Genomic DNA, 20735 nt, shown 5'->3' with positions numbered 1-20735 from the left:
TTTGCCGCGGGGCCGGTCAGCCGGGCCCGGGCCCGGCCGCCACCGGGGTCGTCGCGGCCTGCCGCGCCCCGGCGGCGGCCCGCAGCGTCTCGATCTCGCGCTCGAAGTCGTCCAGCGAGTCGAAGGACCGGTAGACGCTGGCGAACCGCAGGTACGCCACCTCGTCCAGCTCGCGCAGCGGCCCGAGGATCGCCAGCCCGACATCGTGGCTGGGGATCTCGGCCGCACCCTTGGCCCGTACGGTCTCCTCGACCTTCTGGGCCAGCAGGGCAATGGCATCGTCGTCCACCGGTCGGCCCTGGCAGGCCTTGCGCACCCCGCCCATGATCTTGGATCGGCTGAACGGCTCGGTGACGCCGCTGCGTTTGACCACGGCGAGCACCGCCTCCTCGACGGTGGTGAACCGCTTGCCGCACTCCGGGCAGGACCGGCGGCGGCGGATGAGCTGGCCGTCGTCGGCTTCCCGCGAGTCGACCACGCGCGAGTCGGCGTGCCGGCAGTACGGGCAGCGCATGCCGATGTCCCTTCCGTCGAGCCGCGGGGTCGAACGGGCGCACAGCGGTCACCGCGGGTTACCACGGTGTGCGGGGCCAACCTGCTGGAGACGTTACTCTCAGTCAGGAGACCCAACCTGTGGACAACTTACGCCCTTGTAACTACTAGATGTTGGGGTCGACGTTAGGCCGCAACCGGGGTCCGGTCAAGTTGACCGACGCCCTTCGGCGCGTCGTCACTCTGCCAACACCGATCCCTGCCCGAGGGTTACCGGCCATGCCACCACCGAAATAAGTCGAACATGCGTACGATAAACTACTGCCAGGACGACACGCACCGACATCTCGTACAGATGTTTGAACCTGACCGAAACTCTGGTTACCGTCTTGGTCGATACCAATGGTGCCGATCAGGACGCGATCTGACGGCCGGGGAGAGGACGGATGTGTCGAGCGACGACAGGGCGGGCCCGCCCCAGCAGGGTAGCGGCAGCAGCGGCGCGACGACGGTCAACGCCGGTGCGTCGGTTCGTGGACGGCGGGGCAGCCGCTCCGGCGAGTCCCGGTTGCGCGCCGTGACACCGGTGGTGAGCGCCTTCCCCGAGCCGGTCAGCGGCGAGCTGACCGCCCGGCAGCGCCGGATCCTGGAGTTCATCCGCAGTTGGGTGGACCGGCACGGTTACCCGCCCAGCGTGCGGGAGATCGGCGAGGCGGTCGGCCTGGTTTCCCCGTCCAGCGTCGCCTACCAGCTCAAGGAGCTGGAGCGGAAAGGCTTCCTGCGCCGGGATCCGAACCGCCCCCGGGCGGTCGACGTGCGTCCGCCGCACGACGCCGCCGACGACGAGGCCGAACGGGCGCTGCGGCCAGCTCCGGCGTACGTGCCGATGCTGGGCCGGATCGCCGCCGGTGGGCCGATCCTGGCCGAGCAGGCGGTGGAGGACGTCTTCCCGCTGCCCCGCGAGCTGGTCGGCGAGGGTGAGGTGTTCATGCTGCAGGTCAAGGGCGATTCGATGATCGACGCGGCGATCTGCGACGGCGACTGGGTGGTGGTACGCCAGCAGCCGACCGCCGATTCCGGGGAGATCGTCGCCGCGATGATCGACGGCGAGGCCACGGTGAAGACCTACCGGCGGCGCGACGGGCACGTCTGGTTGATGCCGCACAACGCCGCCTTCGACCCGATCCCCGGTGACGAGGCCACCATCATGGGGCGGGTGGTGGCGGTGCTACGCCGGGTCTGACCGGCGGGCACCAGAGCTCGGCGGGGTGTCAGCAGCGGGAGCGGTGCGTCAGCCGTGCCACTCGTCCGGATCCTCAGGCACGGGCCGGCCGTAGACGCCGGGTTCCCGCTCGCCACGCCCGGCTGGTGGGCGCGGCGAGCCAGCCCGTGGCTGGTCGTAGCGGTCGGCCGGGTAGCCGTCGCCCGGGTAGTCGCCGCCGAGGTCCCAGGATCCGCCTGACTCGCGAGCGTCCCTGCGGTCGCCTGATCGGCCGGAGTGCCCGGTGCCGCCGTAGACGCCGGCCGCGCCGGGCCGGGCCGGTGGCGCCGGTTTGGCCGCCCCGTACACCGCCCCGGAGTCGACCCCGCCAGCCGGGCGGTAGCCGCCAGTGTCCGGCGGCGGTGCCGCCGCGGCCCCGTAGACGCCGGCCCGGCCACCGGTGGCGGGCTTGGTTGCGCCGTAGGTCCCGCCGCCGGCGGGCGGTCTTGCCGCCGCCCCGCCGTAGACGCCGCCCGGGGCGGCCGACCCGGCGGCGGGTTTCGCCGCGCCGTAGACACCGCCGGATTTGCGGCCGGCCGGGGCCGGTCCGCCACCGGGCAGCGCGCCGCTGCCCAATGCCCCGCTGGCGTAGGCACCGCTGCCCAGCGAATCGCTGGCGTAGGCCGCAGCGCGGTCGCGGTCCCCCGGGTCGCGGTCGGACCGGTCCGGGTCGCGGTCGGCGCGGCCTCCGCCGCGTAAACCGGTCGCCGCCGACCGTGCCGTCCGTCGGGCCCGGACAATGCCGAAGATGCCGAGCCCAACCAGCAGTGCGCCGAGCACGCCGACCGCCGCGATCAGCAGATTGATCTCCTGCAGGCTGATCTGGTTGAGCCAGGACGGTGCGTCCCGGTCGCTGCCGCCGCCGGTGTCGTCGACCTCGGCCGCGACCTCGGTGCTCGGGGTGTAACGCAGGATCTCCACCGGGGTTTCCTCGTCGAGGGTGGCGACGTCGGAGACGGTGAGGAAGGTGGTCCCGTCCGTGGAGTAGGCGATCGATTCGCCGAACGGGTCGGTGAGCGGGGTGGCCCGGGGGCGTTCGGTGGTGAGCGTCGTGACGATGTCGCCGTCGGCCGGCAGGTCCCACTCGAAGGCGTCGGCGTAGGTGCGCAGGGCGATCCGGCTGCCGTCCAGGGCCCGGGCCGCGCCGGTGACGGTGAGCCGGCCGGCGGCGGCGAACAGGTTCGGGGTGCTGGTGGTGGGCAGTTCGAGTTCGCCGACCCGCTCCATCGGCACCGGGTCGTCGTTGTCGCTGCGGAGTTGTTCGACCGGGCGGTACAGGCCGGACGGGCCGGTCTCCTTGGTGATGATCAGCGGGGTGCCGTCGTTGGCGATCAGCAACGCCTCGGCGTCGTGCGGGCCGTCCGGGTAGCTCACCCGGTGGATGACCGGTTGGGCGGAGCCGTCAACTGGCAGGGACCACAGCGCGATTCGTTCGCGACGCTCGTCGGCGGTCGGGTTGTCCCCGACGTCGGCGATCCAGAGGGTCTGCCCGTCCGGGGAGATCGCCAGGTCCTCCGGGTCCAGTGGCGGAGTCGGGTACTGGATGGCGTTGGCGACGTCGCAGGACGAGTCGAGGAAGAACACCCGCTCGTTGCTGTCGGTCTCGGTGCTGTCGTTGACCACGACGTAGCCGCCGGCGGTGGCGACGAGACCGGAGATCTCCCGCAGCCGCTCGTCGGTGATCTCGCAGACCGGCTCGCCCGGTGTCACCTGCTGGGCAGCGGGCGGGGAGGGGTCCTGGGCGGGCAGGGCCATGGCCGGGCCGGCCGGAGCCAGGAAGTGAATCGTGAGTAGTCCGACGGCGATCGCGGCCGGGGTCAGGAGCCGACGCATCCGACGAGTGTCGCACGCCGGCCTGAGCCCAACTGTTACACCGTGATCCATCACGTGAAGTCTTCGGCGGACCACTGGGTTTGCTGAAAAAATGTCACTCGCCCGGGGTGAGGAACGGTTGGAGTTCGGCGGCCAGTGCCTCGTCTACGCGCGCCTGCAGGAGTGTACCGGCGGCGGTGTGCCGGGTACCGAGGACCTCACCCCGGTGGTGCACCCGGGACACCAGGTCACCCCGGTGGTACGGCAGCATCACGCTGACCTGGATGGCCGGTCGTGGCAGGCGTTGCTCGATCGCGGCGCGCAGGCTGTCGATGCCCCGGGCCTGCCGGGCGGAGACGAAGACCGCGTCGGGCCAGAGCCGCTTGAGCCGCAGCAGCTCCTCCTCGCTGGCCGCGTCGATCTTGTTGACGACCAGCAACTCGGGGCGACGGTCGGCACCCACCTCGGCGAGCACCTCACGGACCGCGCGAACCTGTTCCTCCGGATCAGGATGGGCACCGTCGACCACATGCACCACCAGGTCGGCCTCGGCGACCTCCTCCAGGGTGGAGCGGAACGCTTCGACGATCTGGTGCGGCAGGTGCCGGACGAAACCGACGGTGTCCGACAGGGTGTAGACCCGGCCGTCGGCGGCGTGCGCCCGGCGGGTGGTCGGGTCGAGGGTGGCGAACAACGCGTCCTCGACCAGCACCCCGGCACCGGTGATCCGGTTCAGCAGGCTGGACTTGCCGGCGTTGGTGTAGCCGGCGATCGCCACCGCCGGCACCGCGTTGCGGGTACGGCGGGCGCGTTTGGTCTCGCGTACCGTCCGCATACCTTTGATCTCCCGCCGCAGGCGGGCGATCCGGGTACGGATCCGGCGCCGGTCCGTTTCAAGTTTGGTCTCACCGGGGCCGCGCAGACCAACGCCGCCGCCGGCACCGCCGCCACGGCCACTGCCGCCGGTCTGCCGGGACAGCGTCTCGCCCCAGCCGCGCAGCCGGGGCAGCAGGTACTCCAGCTGGGCCAGCTCGACCTGGGCCTTGCCCTCTTTGCTCTTGGCGTGCTGGGCGAAGATGTCCAGGATCAGCGCGGTCCGGTCGATGACCTTGACCTTGACTTTCTGCTCCAGGTTGCGCAGCTGTGACGGGGAGAGTTCGCCGTCGCAGATCACCGTGTCCGCGCCCGAGGCAAGCACCACGTCGCTGAGTTCGCCGACCTTGCCCCGGCCGACGTAGGTGGCCGGGTCAGGCCGGTCGCGGCGCTGGATCAGGCCCTCCAACACCTGGGACCCGGCGGTCTCGGCGAGCGCGGCGAGCTCGGTGAGCGAGTTCTCCGCGTCGGTCACCGTCCCGCTCTCCCACACTCCAACCAGCACCACGCGCTCCAGCCGCAGCTGGCGGTACTCGACCTCGGTGATGTCGGCGAGTTCGGTGGAGAGCCCGGCGACGCGGCGCAGCGCGTGCCGGTCAGCCAGCTCAAGGTCGCCGACGGTGGTGTCGTCGTCCGTCGGCTTGATCGGACCGTCCGGCCCGGTTTGACCATCGGGCCCGGTTGGGCCGTCCAGGTCGGCGGCGGTCGACAGGTGGAACGGCGGGTGAACCGTCTCCTCGGCACGATATGTACGCAAAAGCTGCCTCCTCAGGATTCGATCGTGACACGCCGACGGCCGCGCCGCACCTACATATCAGGACGAGGGCTGCCCGCACGGCCGGTACCTGGTCGGGTCGCGGCCGCGCGCCGGTCCGTTCGCAGCCGACGCCGGGCCGGGTGGTCGCGCCGCGACCTGCGGCTGAACGGCTACGGCACGCCGTACGCGGGGCGGAGCGGGCCTGGTGCGGATCACGCGCAAGAATGGTGCAGCGGCCCGGTCCGGCCGCCCCCACCAACGACGGAGGGATCCCGTGGCGACCACCCGCCTGCCCAGTGCCGGCTTCTCCATCACCATCCGGATCAGCATCCCCGCCGACGCGTCCGCGATCGGCCGGTTGACCACCTGTGTCGGCGATGCTGGTGCCATCGTCACCGCTCTCGACGTGGTCGACTCCGACCCGGTCAGCGTGGTGGTCGACCTGACCTGCGACACGGCCGACGCGGCGCACGCCGACGACGTGGTCAAGGAGCTCGAGGCGCTCGACGGCGTCGAGGTCCGCAAGGTGTCGGACCGGACGTTCCTGCTGCATCTGGGCGGCAAGATCGAAGTGGCCCCGAAGGTGTCGCTACGGAACCGGGACGAGCTGTCCCGGGCGTACACGCCGGGGGTGGCTCGGGTGTGCCTGGCGATCGCCGACAATCCGGCCGACGCGCGCCGGCTGACCATAAAGCGCAACACCGTGGCGGTGGTGACCGACGGCTCGGCAGTGCTCGGGCTGGGCAATCTCGGCCCAGCGGCCGCGCTGCCGGTGATGGAGGGCAAGGCGGCGCTGTTCAAGCGGTTCGGCGGCGTCGACGCCTGGCCGGTGGTGCTGGACACCCAGGATCCGGACGAGATCGTGTCGATCGTACGGGCGATCGCCCCGGGCTACGGTGGGATCAACCTGGAGGACATCGCCGCGCCCCGCTGCTTCGAGATCGAGTCGAAGCTGCGGGAACTGCTCGACATCCCGGTGTTCCACGACGACCAGCACGGCACGGCGATCTGCGTGCTGGCCGCACTGACCAACGCGCTGCGGGTGGTGGGCAAGCAGCTCGGCGACGTACGGGTGGTGGTTTCCGGAGCGGGCGCAGCCGGCACCGCCATCATCAAGCTGCTGCTGCGCCAGGGCGTCGGCGACGTCATCGCCTACGACCGGCCGGGGGCGCTGCACCGAGGGCTGAGTGGGCTCAACCCCACCTGGCAGTGGCTGGCCGAGCACACCAACTCAACCGGGTACGCCGGAGATCTGCCCGGCGCGTTGCGCGGCGCGGACGTGTTCATCGGGGTAAGCGCGCCAAATCTGCTGACCGGCGACGACATCGCGACGATGGCCCCGGACTCGATCGTGTTCGCGCTGGCGAACCCGGATCCCGAGGTGGACCCGCGCGAGGCCCGCCGGCACGCGTCCGTCGTCGCGACGGGGCGGTCCGACCAGCCGAACCAGATCAACAACGTGCTCGCCTTCCCCGGGGTTTTCCGGGGGATGCTGGACGCGCACGCCGAGACATTCACCGACGACATGGCGTTGGCGGCGGCACGGGCCATCGCGGACGTGGTGGGTGAGGACCGAATCAACCCGACGGTGATCGTGCCGAGCGTGTTCGATCCCCGGGTGGCGCCGGCGGTGGCCGCTGCGGTCCGAGCCGCGGCGCTGGCCCCGGACCTGGCCGCACAGACGGACGTGGCCGCACCCACACAGACGGCCTTGGCCACCGCTCCGGTCAGTATGCCCACCATCCAGCAACGGTCGGCGGCGGCCGACAACTGACTCTGGGCGGCTGGCGGCGGCCGGACCGGGTTGGCTGAGCCGGCTACGATCAGCTGCCCGGAGCGCGCAACGCGGCATGCGCCGCCCGGACCAGGTCGGGGTCTGCGCCGTCGAGCCAGCACACCCGGGCGTCGCGGCGGAACCAGGAACGTTGCCGGCGGACGAACCGGCGGGTCGCCCGTACCGTGTCCGCCCGGGCCTGTTCCTCGTCGTACTCACCGTCGAGCATCCGGAGCACCTGCTGGTAGCCGAGCGCCCGGCTCGCCGTACGGCCGTCCCGTAGGCCCCGCTCGAGCAACGCGCGGACCTCGTCGACCAGGCCCTGCTGCCACATCCGGTCCACCCGACGGGCGATCCGCTCGCCGAGTGGACCGGTGGGCAGGTCCACACCGAGTTGTACGGCGTCGTAGTAAGGCACCGGTTCCGGCAGAGCGGCGGTGAACGGCCGCCCGGTCAGCTCGATCACCTCCAGCGCCCGGACAATCCGCCGCCCGTTGCCGGGCAGAATCGCGGCTGCGGCCGCCGGGTCGGCCGCAGCCAGCCGGGCGTGCAGCGCAGCCGGGCCGGTTTCGGCGAGTTCGGCTTCGAGCCGGTCGCGCAGTGCCGGGTCGGTGCCGGGGAAGTCGAACTTCTCCAGTACCGCCCGGACGTACAGGCCGGAGCCGCCAACCAGCAGCGGCAGCCGTCCCCGGCGCAGGATGTCGTCGATGGCGGTGCGGGCCAACCGCTGGTATTCGGCGACGCTGGCCGGCGCAGTGACCGGCCAGATGTCGAGCAGGTGGTGCGGAATGCCGGACCGTTCGTCGACAGTGAGCTTGGCGGTGCCGATGTCCAGCCCCTGGTACAGCTGCATCGAGTCGGCGTTGACCACCTCGGCGTCGAGTTGCTCGGCGAGGGCGATGCTCAGCGCGGACTTGCCGGCGGCGGTCGGGCCGATCACCGCCACCACCCGGTCCGGGCGGATCGTCGGTGGTCGGCGCGGCCCGGTGCCGCGGCCCTTGGTCAGTTCCGGTCCCACGAGGCGACAAAGTACGCCACGCCGTACGGTGCGGCGTAGTAGGTGAGCCGACCGGTCCAGTCGGCCATGTCGCCGGCCACCGCGCCGGTGTTCGGGGCACCGGCGGCTTCAGCGCCAGCAGTCGCCGCACCGGCGGCCACCTGCCAGGCGGCCCGGCCGGCGACCCGCAGCGCACCGGCCAGGGCCGGGTCCAGGCGGGCGAGTCTCCGGGGGTCGGCGGCGGCGAGGGCGGCGGCGACCTCGTCGTCGAAGGGTTCTGCCCGGTCGTCCTGGTAGCCGGGTGAGGCGAGGCCCCGGCAGGCGGAGCCGTCCCCCATCACCAGGGCCGCCCACGGTCGGTCGGCGCTCCGGGGTCCCGCCGCTGCGGACCCGGCGAGCAGCCGCCCGCGCCGTCGGCACTGTTCGGGTGGCGTACCAGCGGGGACCGCGACCATTTCGACCGCCGTGCGGGCGGGGTCGACGTCGGCGCGGGCGAGCAGCCACGCCGCGACGGTCAGGCTCAGCGGCAGGCGGCGGCTGGCACCGGTCGACGTCGCGTCGGGGGCGGGTACGGCATCGACGACGGCGGCCGCGGGGTTCGGGGACGTGCCCAGGGGTACGTCGACCGCCGCCCCCCAGGGTCGGAAGCTGGCGGACAACGGTGGCCGCCAGACCCGCTCCGCCGAATCGAGATCGGTCGCCGGGTCGTCGGTGCCGATGACCACGATCCGCTCGGCGGGGCAGTCGGCCAGGGACCGGACGGCGTCGGTCGCGGCGCGCCGCAGCTCGTCGAGCTCGGCGGCGGCCCCACCGGCCAGTTCGGGAGCGATCACCGGCGGGTGTGGGCAGAAGGCGACGCGCAGCGGGGGCACGGCTTCCACGGTAACCCGTAGTCCTGTTGCTCCACGCAGTCGACCAATCACCTTCAGTGTCGAAATTTGGCCCCTTTGACACCGACTCGTGGGCCAACCACCGACAAGGACACCGTATGGTCACGGTCGGCGACAGGCGCTCGACGCCGGCAGGGTTGGACCTGTGACAATGCGCAGGGGAAACTTACCCGCAACCTAACTGCGCCGTGGCGGCGTCCATCGGGACATCTCGATCCTGCGACGCCGGGAGAACGAGGATGGGCACATGAGCGACTGGACTTCCTTCGGACGGGTTGATGCGGACGGCACGGTCTACGTCAAGACTGCCGAAGGGGAGCGCGCGGTCGGGTCCTGGCAGGCTGGAGCGCCGGAGGAAGGCCTGGCACACTTCGCCCGCCGGTTCGCCGACCTGGTGACCGAGGTCGACTTGACGGAGGCCCGGTTGCAATCCGGCGCCGCCGACGCGACACATTCGCTCAGCACGATCCGACGACTGCGCGGGTCACTGGCCGAGGCCCATGTGGTCGGCGATCTCGATTCGCTGGCCGACCGGCTGGACAAGCTGGCGACCCTCGCAGAGGAGAAGGCGGCGCAGGCCAGAGCGGCGCGCGACGCCGCCCGCGCCGCCGCGCTGGCCCGCAAGACCGAGCTGGTGGTCGAGGCCGAGCAGCTCGCGGCCGAGTCCACCGGGTGGAAGAGCACCGGCGACCGGTTCCGGGAGATTCTCGACGAGTGGAAGACGATCCGCGGCGTCGACAAGAAGGCCGACGGGGAGCTGTGGAAGCGGTTCGCTGCCGCCCGGGACGGCTTCACCCGCCGACGGGGCGCGCACTTCGCCACCCTCGACGCGCAGCGCAAGCAGGCCCAGTCGGCCAAGAACGAGTTGGTCGCCGAGGCCGAGGCGCTGGCCGAGTCGACCGACTGGGCCAGCACCGCGAGCCGGCTCAAGGAGCTGATGGCCGAGTGGAAGGCCGCCCCACGCGCCTCGAAGGAGGCGGAGCAGAAGCTGTGGGAACGGTTCCGTTCGGCGCAGGACACCTTCTTCACCCGTCGCAGCGAGGTCTTCTCGGCCCGCGACGCCGAGCAGCGCGCCAATCTGGAGCGCAAGCAGGCGCTGCTGACCGAACTGGAGGCCGTCGACATCGACGCGGATCCGCGTACCGCGCAGGCGAAGCTGCGTGAGGTGCAGGGCCAGTGGCATGACATCGGCCGGGTGCCGCGCGAGTCGGCGTCGGGGCTGGACCGTCGACTGCGAGCGGTCGAGGACCGGGTACGGGAAACGATGGACTCGGCGTGGCGGCGTACCGAGCCGTCGGCCAATCCCCTGTTGACCCAGATGCGCGAGCAGGTTGCCGAGGCCGAGCAGCGGCTTGAGCGGGCGCGGGCGGCTGGTGACGCCAGGCGGATCCGCGAAGCGGAGAAGGCACTCGCCGGCAAGCGGCAGTTCCTGGCACTCGCGGAGCAGGCCAAATGACATCCTCGCCGCCCTAAACGGCGGCGGTTCCAGCCACGCCGCGCGTGACACGCGCAGCGTTCTGGCAGGTCATCATTTCACCACGCGGTGCCGGGACGGGTCGCCGGTCCTACCCGCGCTCCACGGTCCCTTCGTACCGTCCGACACGACCGCGAAACGCGTCAGCCCCAGACGACCGTCGTCCAGCACCGTGAACCGGGAATCGCGGGTGAAACGGATGGCCTGCCGGTCGTCCTTACGGGACCGGAACCCCGGCGGCGCCACCATCGCACCCTCGCGCCTGCCCGACACGGAGTGGAAGAAGTCGCGGTACGCGGCGTTCAGGTCCGCGAGGGCCTGCCACGACACCACCGCCGACACCTCGCCCAGCCACGCCCGCTCCGGAATCGCCCTGGCCCACGTGATGACCCACTTCGACAACTCGGCGTCCCGACACGTACGGCAGGCCCTGCCCGCGGGCGGTCTGCCGGACGCGCAGCCCGTCGTTGAACACCACCCGGGCACATCCGAACACCTTCGCCAGCGCGACCCGCTGGCCGGGCGCCGGACAGCCCCGGAACCGGTACCGGAGCCGCACGAAACACACGACACCAAGTTGCCTATGCCAGAACTCGACGGTATCCGCACCGGTAGGCACCGTGTTCCCGCGACGCATGTTCATCTGGTTCTCGTGACAACGTTCCGGCACCCGGTGTTCGCCGACCGCCACCTGACCCGGATGGAACAGATCACGCGTGACGTGTGCCGCGACTCCGAGGCCGAACTGGTCGCTCAAGGGCGTCTCCTCGCGCCGCCCGCGGCAGGAATCTCCCGACCTGGTGCGCCACTACCACCGGGCCAACAAGCTCTGGTCAGACTCGTACTTCGCCGGCTCCGTCGGCCGCCGCCACCGGGCATCGTGAAGCAGTACATCGAGCAGCAAAACCGGCCAGGTCAGAGCACTGCTGGGCCCCGGCGGCCCGCCCAGCGCGGGCCTTCACCCCCGGCCCGAAGGCCGGAGCACCGGACCGCATTCCGGTAGCCGGGCCCTTGCGGAGGCCACGTCGCCCTACCGTCTCCTCATGACACGACCCTTTGACATCGCCACACTTCTATGTTTCGCTAAGGAAAGCGCTTCCCCACACGTCCAGCGGGAGCCGTCCTGTCATACCTGCGGCGTGGTGCACCGCCAGCACCCCGCACCTGCGAGCCAACCCGGGCTGGCTCCTCGCACCGGCGACGCACCTCGCCATGCCGTAAGGAGATCTCAATGCACGCAGCACGGCGCCGCACGGCGCTGGCCACCACTGCGGTCGCTGCCGTCGCCCTGACCGGGGCCACGGTCGTCAGCGCAAGCACCGCCCACGCCGCTACCGGCTGCCGAGTCAGCTACTCGGTCGCCTCCCAGTGGCCGGGCGGTTTCACCGGCAACGTCGTCCTCACCAACCTCGGCGACGCGATGTCGTCCTGGTCCCTGCAGTGGACCTTTGGCGCCGGCCAACAGGTCGTTCAGGCGTGGAACGCCGAGATCTCGCAGAGCGGGAGCTCCGTCACCGCTCGCAATGCGAGCTACAACGGCGATCTCGGTTCGAACGCGAGCGTCTCGTTCGGCTTCAACGGGTCGTGGAACAACTCGTCCAACCCGGCACCGAGCAGCTTCAGCCTCAACGGCGTGGCCTGCACCGGTGGCACCAACCCGACCACACCGCCGCCCAACCCGACCACACCGCCACCGAACCCGACGACACCGCCACCGAACCCGACCACACCGCCACCCGGCCAGACGCCGACCGGCCTGGTCGGCTGGGCCACCCAGAACGGCGGCACGACCGGCGGTGGCAACGCCTCCCCGACCACCGTCACCAACTCCTCGGCGCTGTCCTCGGCGATCAGCGGATCCGGCTCGGCCGTCGTTCGGGTGTCCGGCACCATCTCCTGCTCCGGCATGCTGAAGGTCGGCAGCAACAAGACGATCGTCGGCATCGGCTCCTCAGCCACGATCTCCGGCTGCGGCTTCAACATCAGCGATCAGCGAAACGTGATCATCCGCAACATCAACTTCCGCAACTGGAACGATGACGCCATCAACGTCCAGACCGAGTCCCGAAACGTCTGGGTCGACCACAACAGCTTCTCCAACGGGTACGACGGCGCCGTGGACATCAAGCGCGGTTCCGACTACATCACGGTGTCGTGGAACCGAGTGTTCAACCACAGCAAGTCGATGCTCCTTGGCCACTCGGACAACAACGGCAGCCAGGACCGCGGTCACCTGCGGGTCACCTACCACCACAACTGGTTTGATGGCTCCGGATCCCGGCATCCGCGAGTCCGGTTCGGCAACCCGGTGCACGTGTTCAACAACTACTACTACGACAATGACTACGGCGTCGCCTCCACCGAGGACGCTGGGGTACTCGTCGAGGGCAACTACTTCGAAGACGTCGACGACCCGACGCACGTCGGCTACGCCGCGTCGGACCCGGGCACCCTCGTCGCCCGCAACAACCACTTCGTGAACTCCGGCACCCCGGAAACCGCCGGTGGAGTCGCGAGCATCCCGTACTCCTACTCGTTGACCTCCGCCAGCCAGGTCAAATCCGTCGTCACGAACGGCGCCGGCGCTGGAAAGATCGGCCTCTGACCCAATGACGTCCGTCTCCCGGCCGCGATGCGCGGCCGGGAGACGGCGCGGCCGGCATCAGCAGCTGGCGGGCGCCGGCGCAGCCGGCGGCTGACAGACTCAGCGGTCGCAGGCCGAGGCGGCCAGTGGCGCCGAGGGTGGCGCACCCACCGTCGGCAGCCCCAGCAGCACCGCACCGGTACGCGCCGTCTGCCCCGCCTCGTACACGTCGCCGGCCCGGGTCCGACGGTGGGCGACCGGCTCGCCGTCGGCGTTGAGGTGGTGCGGTGCCGCGTAGCTGACGACCACCTCGACGAGGTCACCGGGACGAATGCGCCCGGCGAGCCGACCGGCGTCGAAGTGCACCAACCGGCCGTCCCGGGCCCGGCCGGACAACCGCCCGGTCCGCCCGTCCTTGCGGCCCTCGCCGACCGCGACCAGCACCTCGACGGTCCGACCGAGCAGCTGACGGTTCTCCGCCCAGGTGATCTCCTCCAGACAGGCGATCAGCCGGTCGTAGCGCTCCTGCACCACCGGCTTCGGCAACTGACCGGGCATGTCGGCGGCCGGCGTACCGGGGCGTTTCGAGTACTGGAAGGTGAACGCCGAGGAGAACCGGGCGGCCCGTACCACGTCGAGGGTGCGCTCGAAGTCGGCGTCGGTCTCACCGGGGAAGCCGACGATGATGTCGGTGGTGATCGCCGCATCGGGCATCGCCGCCCGTACCTTGTCGATGATGCCGAGATAGCGGTCGGCGCGGTAGGAACGGCGCATCGCCCGCAGCACCGGGTCCGAACCGGACTGCAGCGGCATGTGCAACGAGTGGCAGACGTTGTCGGTCTCGGCCATCGCGGCGATCACGTCGTCGGTGAAGTCCTTCGGGTGCGGGCTGGTGAACCGGACCCGTTCCAGCCCGTCGATCCCACCGCAGGCGCGCAGCAGTTTGCCGAACGCGAACCGGTCGCCGAACTCGACGCCGTAGGAGTTGACGTTCTGGCCGAGCAGGGTCACCTCCAGCACACCCTCGTCGACCAGGGCCCGCACCTCGGCGAGGACGTCGCCGGGCCGGCGGTCCTTCTCCCGGCCGCGCAGCGACGGCACGATGCAGAAGGTGCAGGTGTTGTTGCAGCCGACGGAGATCGACACCCAGCCGGCGTAGGTCGACTCCCGCCGGGTCGGCAGGGTGGAGGGGAAGACCTCCAGCGACTCGAGGATCTCCACCTCGGCGGCAGAGTTGTGCCGGGCCCGGTCCAGCAGGGTCGGCAGCGCACCGATGTTGTGCGTGCCGAAGACGACGTCGACCCAGGGGGCCCGGCGGACAATCTCGCCCCGGTCCTTCTGGGCCAGGCAGCCGCCGACCGCGATCTGCATCTGTGGCCGCTTCTCCTTGACCGGTCGCAGGTGACCGAGGTTGCCGTACAGCCGGTTGTCGGCGTTCTCCCGCACCGCGCAGGTGTTGAAGACGACGACGTCCGGATCGTCGGACTCCCCCGCCCGGACGTAGCCGGCCGATTCCAGCAGGCCGGAGATCCGTTCGGAGTCGTGCACGTTCATCTGGCAGCCGTAGGTGCGCACCTGGTAGGTACGTGGGTGGCGGGCGTGTGCTGCGCTGGTAGTCATGACATCAGATAGCGTAGCTGGCCGCCCGCCGCCGGGATCACGCGGCGAGTGTCGGAGCCACCGAGTCGGGCCCCCACCGCGAGCCGCCGCAGAACAGCCCGGCCTGGCAGCCGGGGTCGGTCAGGCTGCACAGCCGCAGGTTGGTGCGGCGGTCACCGACGCTGGTCGGTTCGATGTCCAGGTGCACCGGGCGGACCGTGCCGTCCGGGGACACCAGCAGGTGGCGGGTCGCGTCGAGCGTGTCGTCAGCGAGTACGCAGCGACGTCCGGTCCGGCGGGCGAACGCGGCGAGCACCCGGTGCTCGGGCGGGTCGACCGGCGCGGCGTAGCAGTCGACGTTCACCGGGAAGTCCCCGGCCCCGTCCCAGACGTCGCAGAGCACCACGCCGTCGGGGAACCGCTCCGCCGAAGCCCCACCCAGCGACTCCACCGGACGACCGATGATCGCCGCGGGGGTGGCTCGGATCTGACCTGGGGCGAGCGGTCCGTCGACGGACCAGTTCCACAGCGTGGTGCAGAACGGTGCAATCGCCATACGATCATGTTGCCCGGACAGCAGCCGGCACGTGGGCTGTGTTACCGCTCCGTGACCATTTGAGTTGCCCACCGACACATCACGCCGCCTAAAGTGGCGGGACCACGTGAGGTGACCTCGACCGATCGTGACGACGAGGACGGTGCATGGACAGGGACGGTGCATGACGGTGACAACCAGAGAGCCGCTGATCGTGCTCAGCGGAGTCAACAAGTGGTTCGGTCCACTGCACGTGCTCCAGGACGTCGACCTCTCGGTCGACCGTGGTGAAGTGGTGGTGGTGATCGGGCCGTCCGGCTCCGGCAAGTCCACTCTGTGCCGCGCGATCAACCGTCTGGAGCCGATCAGCTCCGGGACCATCCTGTTCGACGGCCGACCGCTGCCGGCGGAGGGCCGGGCCCTGGCCCGGCTGCGCAGCGAGGTCGGCATGGTGTTCCAGTCGTTCAACCTGTTCGCGCACCGGACGATCCTGGACAACGTCACGCTCGGCCCGATGAAGGTACGCCGGGAGAAGGCGTCGGTGGTCCGCGAGCGGGCACTGCAGCTGCTCGATCGGGTTGGCATCGCCAACCAGGCGGACAAGTTCCCGGCCCAGCTCTCCGGCGGTCAGCAGCAGCGGGCGGCGATCGCCCGGGCGTTGGCGATGCAGCCCAAGGCGATGCTGTTCGACGAGCCGACCAGCGCGCTCGACCCGGAGATGGTCGGCGAGGTGCTGGACGTGATGACCTCGCTGGCCGCCGAGGGGATGACGATGGTCGTCGTCACCCATGAGATGGGCTTCGCCCGGCACGCCGCGAACCGGGTCATCTTCATGGCCGACGGGCAGTTGGTCGAGGACGCCCCGCCGACCGAGTTCTTCACCAACCCACGTAGCGACCGGGCGAAGGACTTCCTGTCCAAGATCCTCACCCACTGACATCCCCGCTCGAGGACGATTGCATCCAACGTGGAGGCGCCGCGACCCGGCGGGCTTCCCATCGTGAAGGAGAAAACTGAGCAATGCGTATGTCACGTATCGCGGCGGTAGCCGCATCGGCCGCGTTAGCGGTGTCCATGGCGGCCTGTGGCGACAGCGGCGGGGACGACACCGGCGGTGAGAACCCCGACGTGGCGACGCCGAGCTTCGAGGCCGGCACCACGATGGCCGAGCTGAGCGAGGCCGGCACGATGACCGTCGGCACCAAGTTCGACCAGCCCGGCTTCGGTAAGCTGGGCCTCGACGGTGAGCCGGCCGGCTTCGACGTCGAGATCGCCAAGCTGATCGCGGCCGAGCTGGGCATCGCCGCCGACGACATCGAGTACGTCGAGGCGCCGTCCGCGGTCCGCGAGGAGCTGCTGGAGCAGGACCGGGTCGACATCGTGGTGGCCACCTACACGATCAACCCCACCCGCAAGGAGCGGATCGACTTCGCCGGCCCGTACTACGTCGCCGGCCAACACATCATGGTCCGCGCCGATGACGACTCGATCACCGGGCCGGAATCGTTCGAGTCCGGGGACAAGAAGATCTGCTCGGTGCAGGGTTCGACGCCGGCGGAGAACATCCAGGAGTACCTGGCGGATGTCGGCGAGCAGCTGGTGCTCTTCGACATCTACGAGAAGTGCGTGGACGCGCTGCGCGGCGGTCAGGTCGACGCGGTCACCACCGACAACGTGATCCTGCTCGGCTTCATCGCCGACAACGAGGGCGACTTCAAGCTGGCCGGTGAGCAGTTCACCGAGGAGCCGTACGGCATCGGGGTGAAGAAGGGCGACGACGCGTTCCGCGACTTCATCAACGACACCCTGGAGAAGATCTACGGCGACGGCTCGTACGCGCAGGCGTGGGAGTCCACCGCTGGCGAGTTCGACGACAACACCCCGACCGGTCCGGCGGTCGACCGCTACTGACCGTCGACGGTCGCACCTGATCGATCCCGGCCGGCCCGGCGGCGTCAACTCCGGGCCGGCCGGTAGCCCAGGTGGACGGTTCGCAGAAGGGTCTTTCGTGTGAGAGTGCTCGTCGACCACTTCGACGTCTTCGTCGGAGGTTTCTGGCTCACGCTGCAGCTGTGCCTGCTGTCCGCGACCGGCGCCCTGCTGATCGGCACGCTCGTCGCGATCCTGCGGATCTCACCGGTGCCGCCGCTGCGCTGGCTCGGTGGGGCGTACGTGACGGTGCTGCGCAACGTGCCGCTGACCGTCGTGATGTTCTTCTCGGCCTTCGGGTTGCCGGCGCTCGGGTCGAACGCCGACTTCCTGCGGATCCCCGGGCTGAGCACCGTGTTCAGCCGGCTCGGCATCGACCTGCCGTACTTTCGGTTCGCGATCATCGCGCTGAGCGTCTACACCGGCGCGTTCGTCTGTGAGGCGATCCGCAGCGGGATCAACGCGGTGCCACCTGGTCAGGCGGAGGCCGCCCGCGCGATCGGCCTGACCTTCACCCAGAACCTGCGGTACGTGGTACTCCCCCAGGCGTGGAAGGCCGCGGTCGTTCCGCTGGGCAGCGTCATCATCGCCATGATCAAGAATTCGGCGCTGGCCGGCTTCTTCGGGGTGGTCGGTGACCTGTCCAACTCGGCGCAGAACCTGACCAGCGCCCTCGGCGAGCCGATCATCCCGGTCTTCGTCGGCATCTCGATCGGCTTCCTGATCATGACCGTGCCGCTCGGGCTGCTGCTCGACCGGGTCGAGGCCCGCCGGGCGGTGGCCAGATGACCGCCCGGATCCCCGTTAGCGCTGCAGCCGTCACCGGAGGAACCGCACCATGAGCCAGCAGCAGAGCGTGCTGTACGACGCCCCCGGGCCTCGGGCCAGGCGGGTCACGCTGATCGTCAGCGTGCTGTCGGCTGTCGCCGCCGTCACCGCCGGCTACTTCCTGGTCTACCGGCCGCTGGCCGAACGCGAGCAGTTCACCATGGAGAAGTGGGGTCCACTGATCGATCCCGGCAACGAGGTGTTCGGTCAGGTCTGGACACTGCTCGGCGAGGGGGTCACCGCCACGCTGACCGCCGCCGGCCTGGCGATCGTGCTGTCGTTGCTGTTCGGCACCGCGCTGGCGGTGCTACGGATCCAGCTGAAGGCGCTGCTGCGCCGCCGGTTCACCGGGCTCGCCACCTCGTTCGCGCTGGCGCTGCGGGCGTTGAGCTGGCTGCTGAACCTGGTGACCCGGTTCTGCGTCGAGGTGTTCCGCGGCCTGCCGGTGGTCATCACCATCTTCTTCGTCGCCCGGGGCCTGCCGGACCTCGGCCTGGAGATCGTCCTCCCGTTCGGCCACGAGATGCTGCCGTACCTGGTGCTGGGTCTGACCATCTACAACGGCGTGGTGATCGCCGAGATCCTGCGCTCCGGGATGGAGGGTCTGCCGTCGGGGCAGCGCGAGTCGGCCGCCGCGATCGGGCTGACGTCGTTCCAGACCACCCGGATGATCCTGCTGCCGCAGGCGTTCCGGATCATGCTGCCGGCTCTGATCAGCCAGCTGATCGTGGTGCTCAAGGACACCTCGTTGGGCTTCATCATCGGCTACCAGGAGACGCTGCTGGTCGGCCGGACGATCATCCAGAACCTGCGTAACCCGATCCAGGTGTATCTGGTGATCGGGGTGCTGTTCATCGCAGTTAACTACGCGCTGTCCAAGCTCGCCGAGTCGGTGCAGCGGCGGCTGGCTCAGGGCCGGCGGACCAGCGCCACACCCCAGCCACCGGCGGCACCGGCGTCGACGGTGGCCGGCCAACAGACCGCGGCCGGCACCGGCGGCAGCGCCACCGGCGGCACGGCTACGTCGGACAGCAGCTGACCGGACGGGCCCGCCCGTTGACCGGCGTCCGGCCGGTCAGCGGGCGATTTCGGTGACCCGGGACTCGCGGACCACGGTCACCCGGATCTGCCCCGGGTAGGTCAGCTCCTCCTCGATTTGCTTGGCCACGTCACGGGCCAGCACCGCGGCACCGATGTCGTCCACGTCGTCCGGCTTGACCATCACCCGGATCTCCCGGCCGGCCTGCATGGCGAAGACCTTCTCCACCCCGATCTTGCCGGCGGCGATCTCCTCGATGCGTTCCAGCCGTTTGACGTACGCCTCCAGACTTTCCCGCCGGGCGCCGGGACGACCACCGGAGCACGCGTCGGAGGCCTGGGTGAGCACCGCCTCGACGGTCTGCGGCGGCACCTCGTTGTGATGCGCCTCGATGGCGTGCACCACCTCTTCGGACTCACCGTACTTGCGGGCCAGGTCGGCGCCGATCAGCGCATGACTGCCCTCGACCTCGTGGGTGAGCGCCTTGCCGATGTCGTGCAGGAACGCGCACCGCTTGATCAACGGGACGTCCAGACGCAGCTCGGCGGCCATCACCCCGGCGATGTGCGCGGTCTCCACCAGATGCTTGAGCACGTTCTGGCCGTACGAGGTCCGGTAGCGCAGCCGGCCCAGCAAGGTGGCCAGCTCAGGGTGGATCTCGGTGATGCCGACGTCGACGAGCGCCTCCTCGGCAGCCCGGTGGCACAGCTGCTCCACCTCCTGCCGGGCGGTCTCGAAGACCTCCTCGATCCGGTGCGGATGGATCCGGCCGTCGAGCACCAGCTTCTCCAGGGTGAGCCGGCCGGTCTCCCGGCGTACCGGATCGAAGCAGGACAGCAGGACCGCCTCGGGTGTGTCGTCGATGATCAGGTTGACCCCGGTGACGGATTCGAACGCCCGGATGTTGCGGCCTTCCCGCCCGATGATCCGGCCCTTCATCTCGTCGCCGGGCAGATGCAGGACGCTGACCACGCTTTCGGCGGTCTGTTCGCTGGCGACCCGCTGGATGGCGTCCACCACGATGTGCCGGGCCCGCTGGTCGGCGGTGTTGCGGGCGTCGGCCTCGATGTCGCGGACCAGGATCGCCGCCTCCCGTTTGGCCTGGCTCTCGATCGCTTCGACCAGCTCGCCGCGGGCCGCCTCGGCGGTCAGCCCGGCGACCCGTTCCAGCTCGCGCTGCCATCGCTCCTCGGCGGCCGCCAGGTCCGCTTCCCGGGCGGCCAGGGCTGCCTTGCGCTCGGCGAGTTCGGCGGCGGTGGCGGTCAACCGGCGGTCCCGCTCGGCGACCCGGTCGGCTTCCTCGGCGTGCTGACGTTCCCGTTCGTCCATCCGCTGGCCGCGCCGGTCCAGCTCGGCGGACTGCTCCTTGACCGTCCGGGAGAGCATCGCGATCTCCCGTTCGCCGCTGCGCCGGGCCGCTGCCCGGACCTGCTCGGCCTCGGTCTCGGCCTGCCGGTGGGCCCGCTCCAGGATGGTGTCCGCCTCGGCCCGGGCGGCGTCGAGCACCCGACGTGCCTCGGCCCGGGCGGCGGTCGCTTCGGCCTTGGCGGCGGCGGCGTCGGTACGGGCCGCAGCGGCGGCGGCCTTGGCCTGCTCGACGGCGGAGGACGCCTCGTCGGCCGCGGTACGCAGCGCGGCGAGGGAGCGTTCCTGCTGGTCGCGGGCGGCGATGAAGGCCGGGTCCTCCTCGACCGGCGGCGCGGCCGCCGGTGTGGTGAGCCGACGCAGCGCGCGGGCACCGAGCGCGAGGCCGGCGAGCACCAGGCCGGCCAGCCCGACGACCGCGGCGAAGAGCATCCACTCCAGCCCGGTCATGCCGACCCTCCGGGCCTACCGACACTCGCGTGTCCCGCCGGCTTCCTGCGCTGCGCCACGACCGCCTCCAGTCCGC

17 protein-coding genes and 2 pseudogenes are annotated in these 20735 nt (G+C 70.5%); 9 read left to right on the top strand and 10 right to left on the bottom strand.

Annotation, left to right across the window (positions count from 1 at the left end; genetic code table 11):
* Positions 1-16: 16 nt before the first annotated feature.
* Complete coding sequence (gene nrdR, locus ACFHWS_RS11770) at positions 17-514, bottom strand: transcriptional regulator NrdR (RefSeq protein ID WP_416552794.1); 498 nt, start codon at positions 512-514, stop codon at positions 17-19.
* Positions 515-1060: 546 nt separating this feature from the next.
* On the opposite strand from nrdR, the gene lexA reads away from it, so the two are divergent.
* A complete protein-coding gene (gene lexA, locus ACFHWS_RS11765) occupies positions 1061-1735 on the top strand; it encodes a transcriptional repressor LexA (protein ID WP_416553142.1) in 675 nt (224 codons plus the stop codon).
* A gap of 48 nt (positions 1736-1783) precedes the next feature.
* Here the strand turns inward: lexA and ACFHWS_RS11760 are convergent, their stop codons facing one another.
* Positions 1784-3586, bottom strand: coding sequence for a hypothetical protein (locus ACFHWS_RS11760; RefSeq protein WP_416568157.1), 1803 nt, complete (start codon positions 3584-3586; stop codon positions 1784-1786).
* Positions 3587-3680: 94 nt separating this feature from the next.
* Positions 3681-5084, bottom strand: coding sequence for a GTPase HflX (gene hflX / locus ACFHWS_RS11755; protein ID WP_416553144.1), 1404 nt, complete (start codon positions 5082-5084; stop codon positions 3681-3683).
* Positions 5085-5469: 385 nt separating this feature from the next.
* On the opposite strand from hflX, the gene ACFHWS_RS11750 reads away from it, so the two are divergent.
* A complete protein-coding gene (locus ACFHWS_RS11750; RefSeq protein ID WP_416552798.1) occupies positions 5470-6969 on the top strand; it encodes an NAD-dependent malic enzyme in 1500 nt (499 codons plus the stop codon).
* A gap of 49 nt (positions 6970-7018) precedes the next feature.
* Here the strand turns inward: ACFHWS_RS11750 and miaA are convergent, their stop codons facing one another.
* On the bottom strand, positions 7019-7975 hold the full coding sequence (gene miaA, locus ACFHWS_RS11745; protein WP_416553146.1) for a tRNA (adenosine(37)-N6)-dimethylallyltransferase MiaA: 957 nt from the start codon (positions 7973-7975) through the stop codon (positions 7019-7021).
* Positions 7972-8838, bottom strand: coding sequence for a hypothetical protein (locus ACFHWS_RS11740; RefSeq protein WP_416552800.1), 867 nt, complete (start codon positions 8836-8838; stop codon positions 7972-7974). Before ACFHWS_RS11740 ends, miaA begins: the two co-directional genes overlap by 4 nt.
* A 265-nt stretch (positions 8839-9103) precedes the next feature.
* Between ACFHWS_RS11740 and ACFHWS_RS11735 the strand changes: the two genes are divergently transcribed.
* Positions 9104-10312 (top strand): DUF349 domain-containing protein, encoded by a 1209-nt coding sequence (locus tag ACFHWS_RS11735; RefSeq protein ID WP_416552802.1) that lies wholly within the window; start codon positions 9104-9106, stop codon positions 10310-10312.
* A 72-nt stretch (positions 10313-10384) separates the two neighbouring features.
* Here ACFHWS_RS11735 and ACFHWS_RS11730 read toward each other — a convergent pair whose 3' ends face one another.
* Together ACFHWS_RS11730 and ACFHWS_RS11725 are read right to left on the bottom strand one after the other, a co-directional pair.
* Complete coding sequence (locus ACFHWS_RS11730; protein ID WP_416553170.1) at positions 10385-10732, bottom strand: hypothetical protein; 348 nt, start codon at positions 10730-10732, stop codon at positions 10385-10387.
* A gap of 88 nt (positions 10733-10820) precedes the next feature.
* A pseudogene (locus tag ACFHWS_RS11725) lies at positions 10821-10967 on the bottom strand (hypothetical protein); the annotation flags it as partial.
* Between ACFHWS_RS11725 and ACFHWS_RS11720 the strand changes: the two are divergent.
* Together ACFHWS_RS11720 and ACFHWS_RS11715 are read left to right on the top strand one after the other, a co-directional pair.
* Positions 10914-11243, top strand: a pseudogene (locus ACFHWS_RS11720) (transposase); the annotation flags it as partial. The pseudogenes ACFHWS_RS11725 and ACFHWS_RS11720 sit on opposite strands and share 54 nt — an antisense overlap.
* A 318-nt stretch (positions 11244-11561) precedes the next feature.
* The gene (locus ACFHWS_RS11715) at positions 11562-12935 is read left to right on the top strand and encodes a cellulose binding domain-containing protein (protein WP_416552804.1); all 1374 of its coding nucleotides are present in this window, start codon (positions 11562-11564) and stop codon (positions 12933-12935) included.
* A 99-nt stretch (positions 12936-13034) separates the two neighbouring features.
* On the opposite strand, the gene miaB is transcribed toward ACFHWS_RS11715, so the two are convergent.
* Positions 13035-14534: a tRNA (N6-isopentenyl adenosine(37)-C2)-methylthiotransferase MiaB gene (miaB, locus tag ACFHWS_RS11710; protein WP_416552806.1), complete on the bottom strand. Its 1500-nt coding sequence runs from the start codon at positions 14532-14534 to the stop codon at positions 13035-13037.
* 37 nt (positions 14535-14571) lie between these two features.
* Positions 14572-15069, bottom strand: a complete 498-nt coding sequence (locus ACFHWS_RS11705) for a hypothetical protein (protein ID WP_416568156.1) — start codon at positions 15067-15069, stop codon at positions 14572-14574.
* 187 nt (positions 15070-15256) lie between these two features.
* Here ACFHWS_RS11705 and ACFHWS_RS11700 point away from each other — a divergent pair, with 187 nt between their 5' ends.
* The 4 genes from ACFHWS_RS11700 (at position 15257) to ACFHWS_RS11685 (ending at position 18844) form a co-directional block, all read left to right on the top strand.
* The gene (locus tag ACFHWS_RS11700; protein WP_416568171.1) at positions 15257-15985 is read left to right on the top strand and encodes an amino acid ABC transporter ATP-binding protein; all 729 of its coding nucleotides are present in this window, start codon (positions 15257-15259) and stop codon (positions 15983-15985) included.
* Between the two features lie 83 nt (positions 15986-16068).
* Positions 16069-16959, top strand: coding sequence for a glutamate ABC transporter substrate-binding protein (locus tag ACFHWS_RS11695; protein ID WP_416552812.1), 891 nt, complete (start codon positions 16069-16071; stop codon positions 16957-16959).
* A gap of 99 nt (positions 16960-17058) precedes the next feature.
* On the top strand, positions 17059-17766 hold the full coding sequence (locus ACFHWS_RS11690; RefSeq protein ID WP_416552814.1) for an amino acid ABC transporter permease: 708 nt from the start codon (positions 17059-17061) through the stop codon (positions 17764-17766).
* A 49-nt stretch (positions 17767-17815) separates the two neighbouring features.
* Complete coding sequence (locus ACFHWS_RS11685) at positions 17816-18844, top strand: amino acid ABC transporter permease (RefSeq protein ID WP_416552816.1); 1029 nt, start codon at positions 17816-17818, stop codon at positions 18842-18844.
* A gap of 36 nt (positions 18845-18880) precedes the next feature.
* Here ACFHWS_RS11685 and rny read toward each other — a convergent pair whose 3' ends face one another.
* A complete protein-coding gene (rny, locus tag ACFHWS_RS11680) occupies positions 18881-20659 on the bottom strand; it encodes a ribonuclease Y (RefSeq protein ID WP_416552818.1) in 1779 nt (592 codons plus the stop codon).
* Positions 20660-20735: the final 76 nt, after the last annotated feature.

The organism is Micromonospora sp. LOL_013 (assembly GCF_048060315.1).
GTDB lineage: Bacteria > Actinomycetota > Actinomycetes > Mycobacteriales > Micromonosporaceae > Micromonospora_E.
The sequence above is the reverse complement of the archived record's forward strand: the minus strand, read 5'-3'. Positions and strand labels throughout refer to the sequence as shown.

Excerpts from the sequence above, each read along its gene's own strand:
- nrdR (WP_416552794.1), bottom strand. The coding sequence starts at position 514 with ATGCGCTGCCCGTACTGCCGGCACGCCGACTCGCGCGTGGTCGACTCG.
- ACFHWS_RS11760 (WP_416568157.1), bottom strand. The coding sequence starts at position 3,586 with ATGCGTCGGCTCCTGACCCCGGCCGCGATCGCCGTCGGACTACTCACG.
- ACFHWS_RS11735 (WP_416552802.1), top strand. The coding sequence starts at position 9,104 with ATGAGCGACTGGACTTCCTTCGGACGGGTTGATGCGGACGGCACGGTC.
- ACFHWS_RS11715 (WP_416552804.1), top strand. The coding sequence starts at position 11,562 with ATGCACGCAGCACGGCGCCGCACGGCGCTGGCCACCACTGCGGTCGCT.
- miaB (WP_416552806.1), bottom strand. The coding sequence starts at position 14,534 with ATGACTACCAGCGCAGCACACGCCCGCCACCCACGTACCTACCAGGTG.
- ACFHWS_RS11705 (WP_416568156.1), bottom strand. The coding sequence starts at position 15,069 with ATGGCGATTGCACCGTTCTGCACCACGCTGTGGAACTGGTCCGTCGAC.
- ACFHWS_RS11695 (WP_416552812.1), top strand. The coding sequence starts at position 16,069 with ATGCGTATGTCACGTATCGCGGCGGTAGCCGCATCGGCCGCGTTAGCG.
- ACFHWS_RS11685 (WP_416552816.1), top strand. The coding sequence starts at position 17,816 with ATGAGCCAGCAGCAGAGCGTGCTGTACGACGCCCCCGGGCCTCGGGCC.
- rny (WP_416552818.1), bottom strand. The coding sequence starts at position 20,659 with ATGACCGGGCTGGAGTGGATGCTCTTCGCCGCGGTCGTCGGGCTGGCC.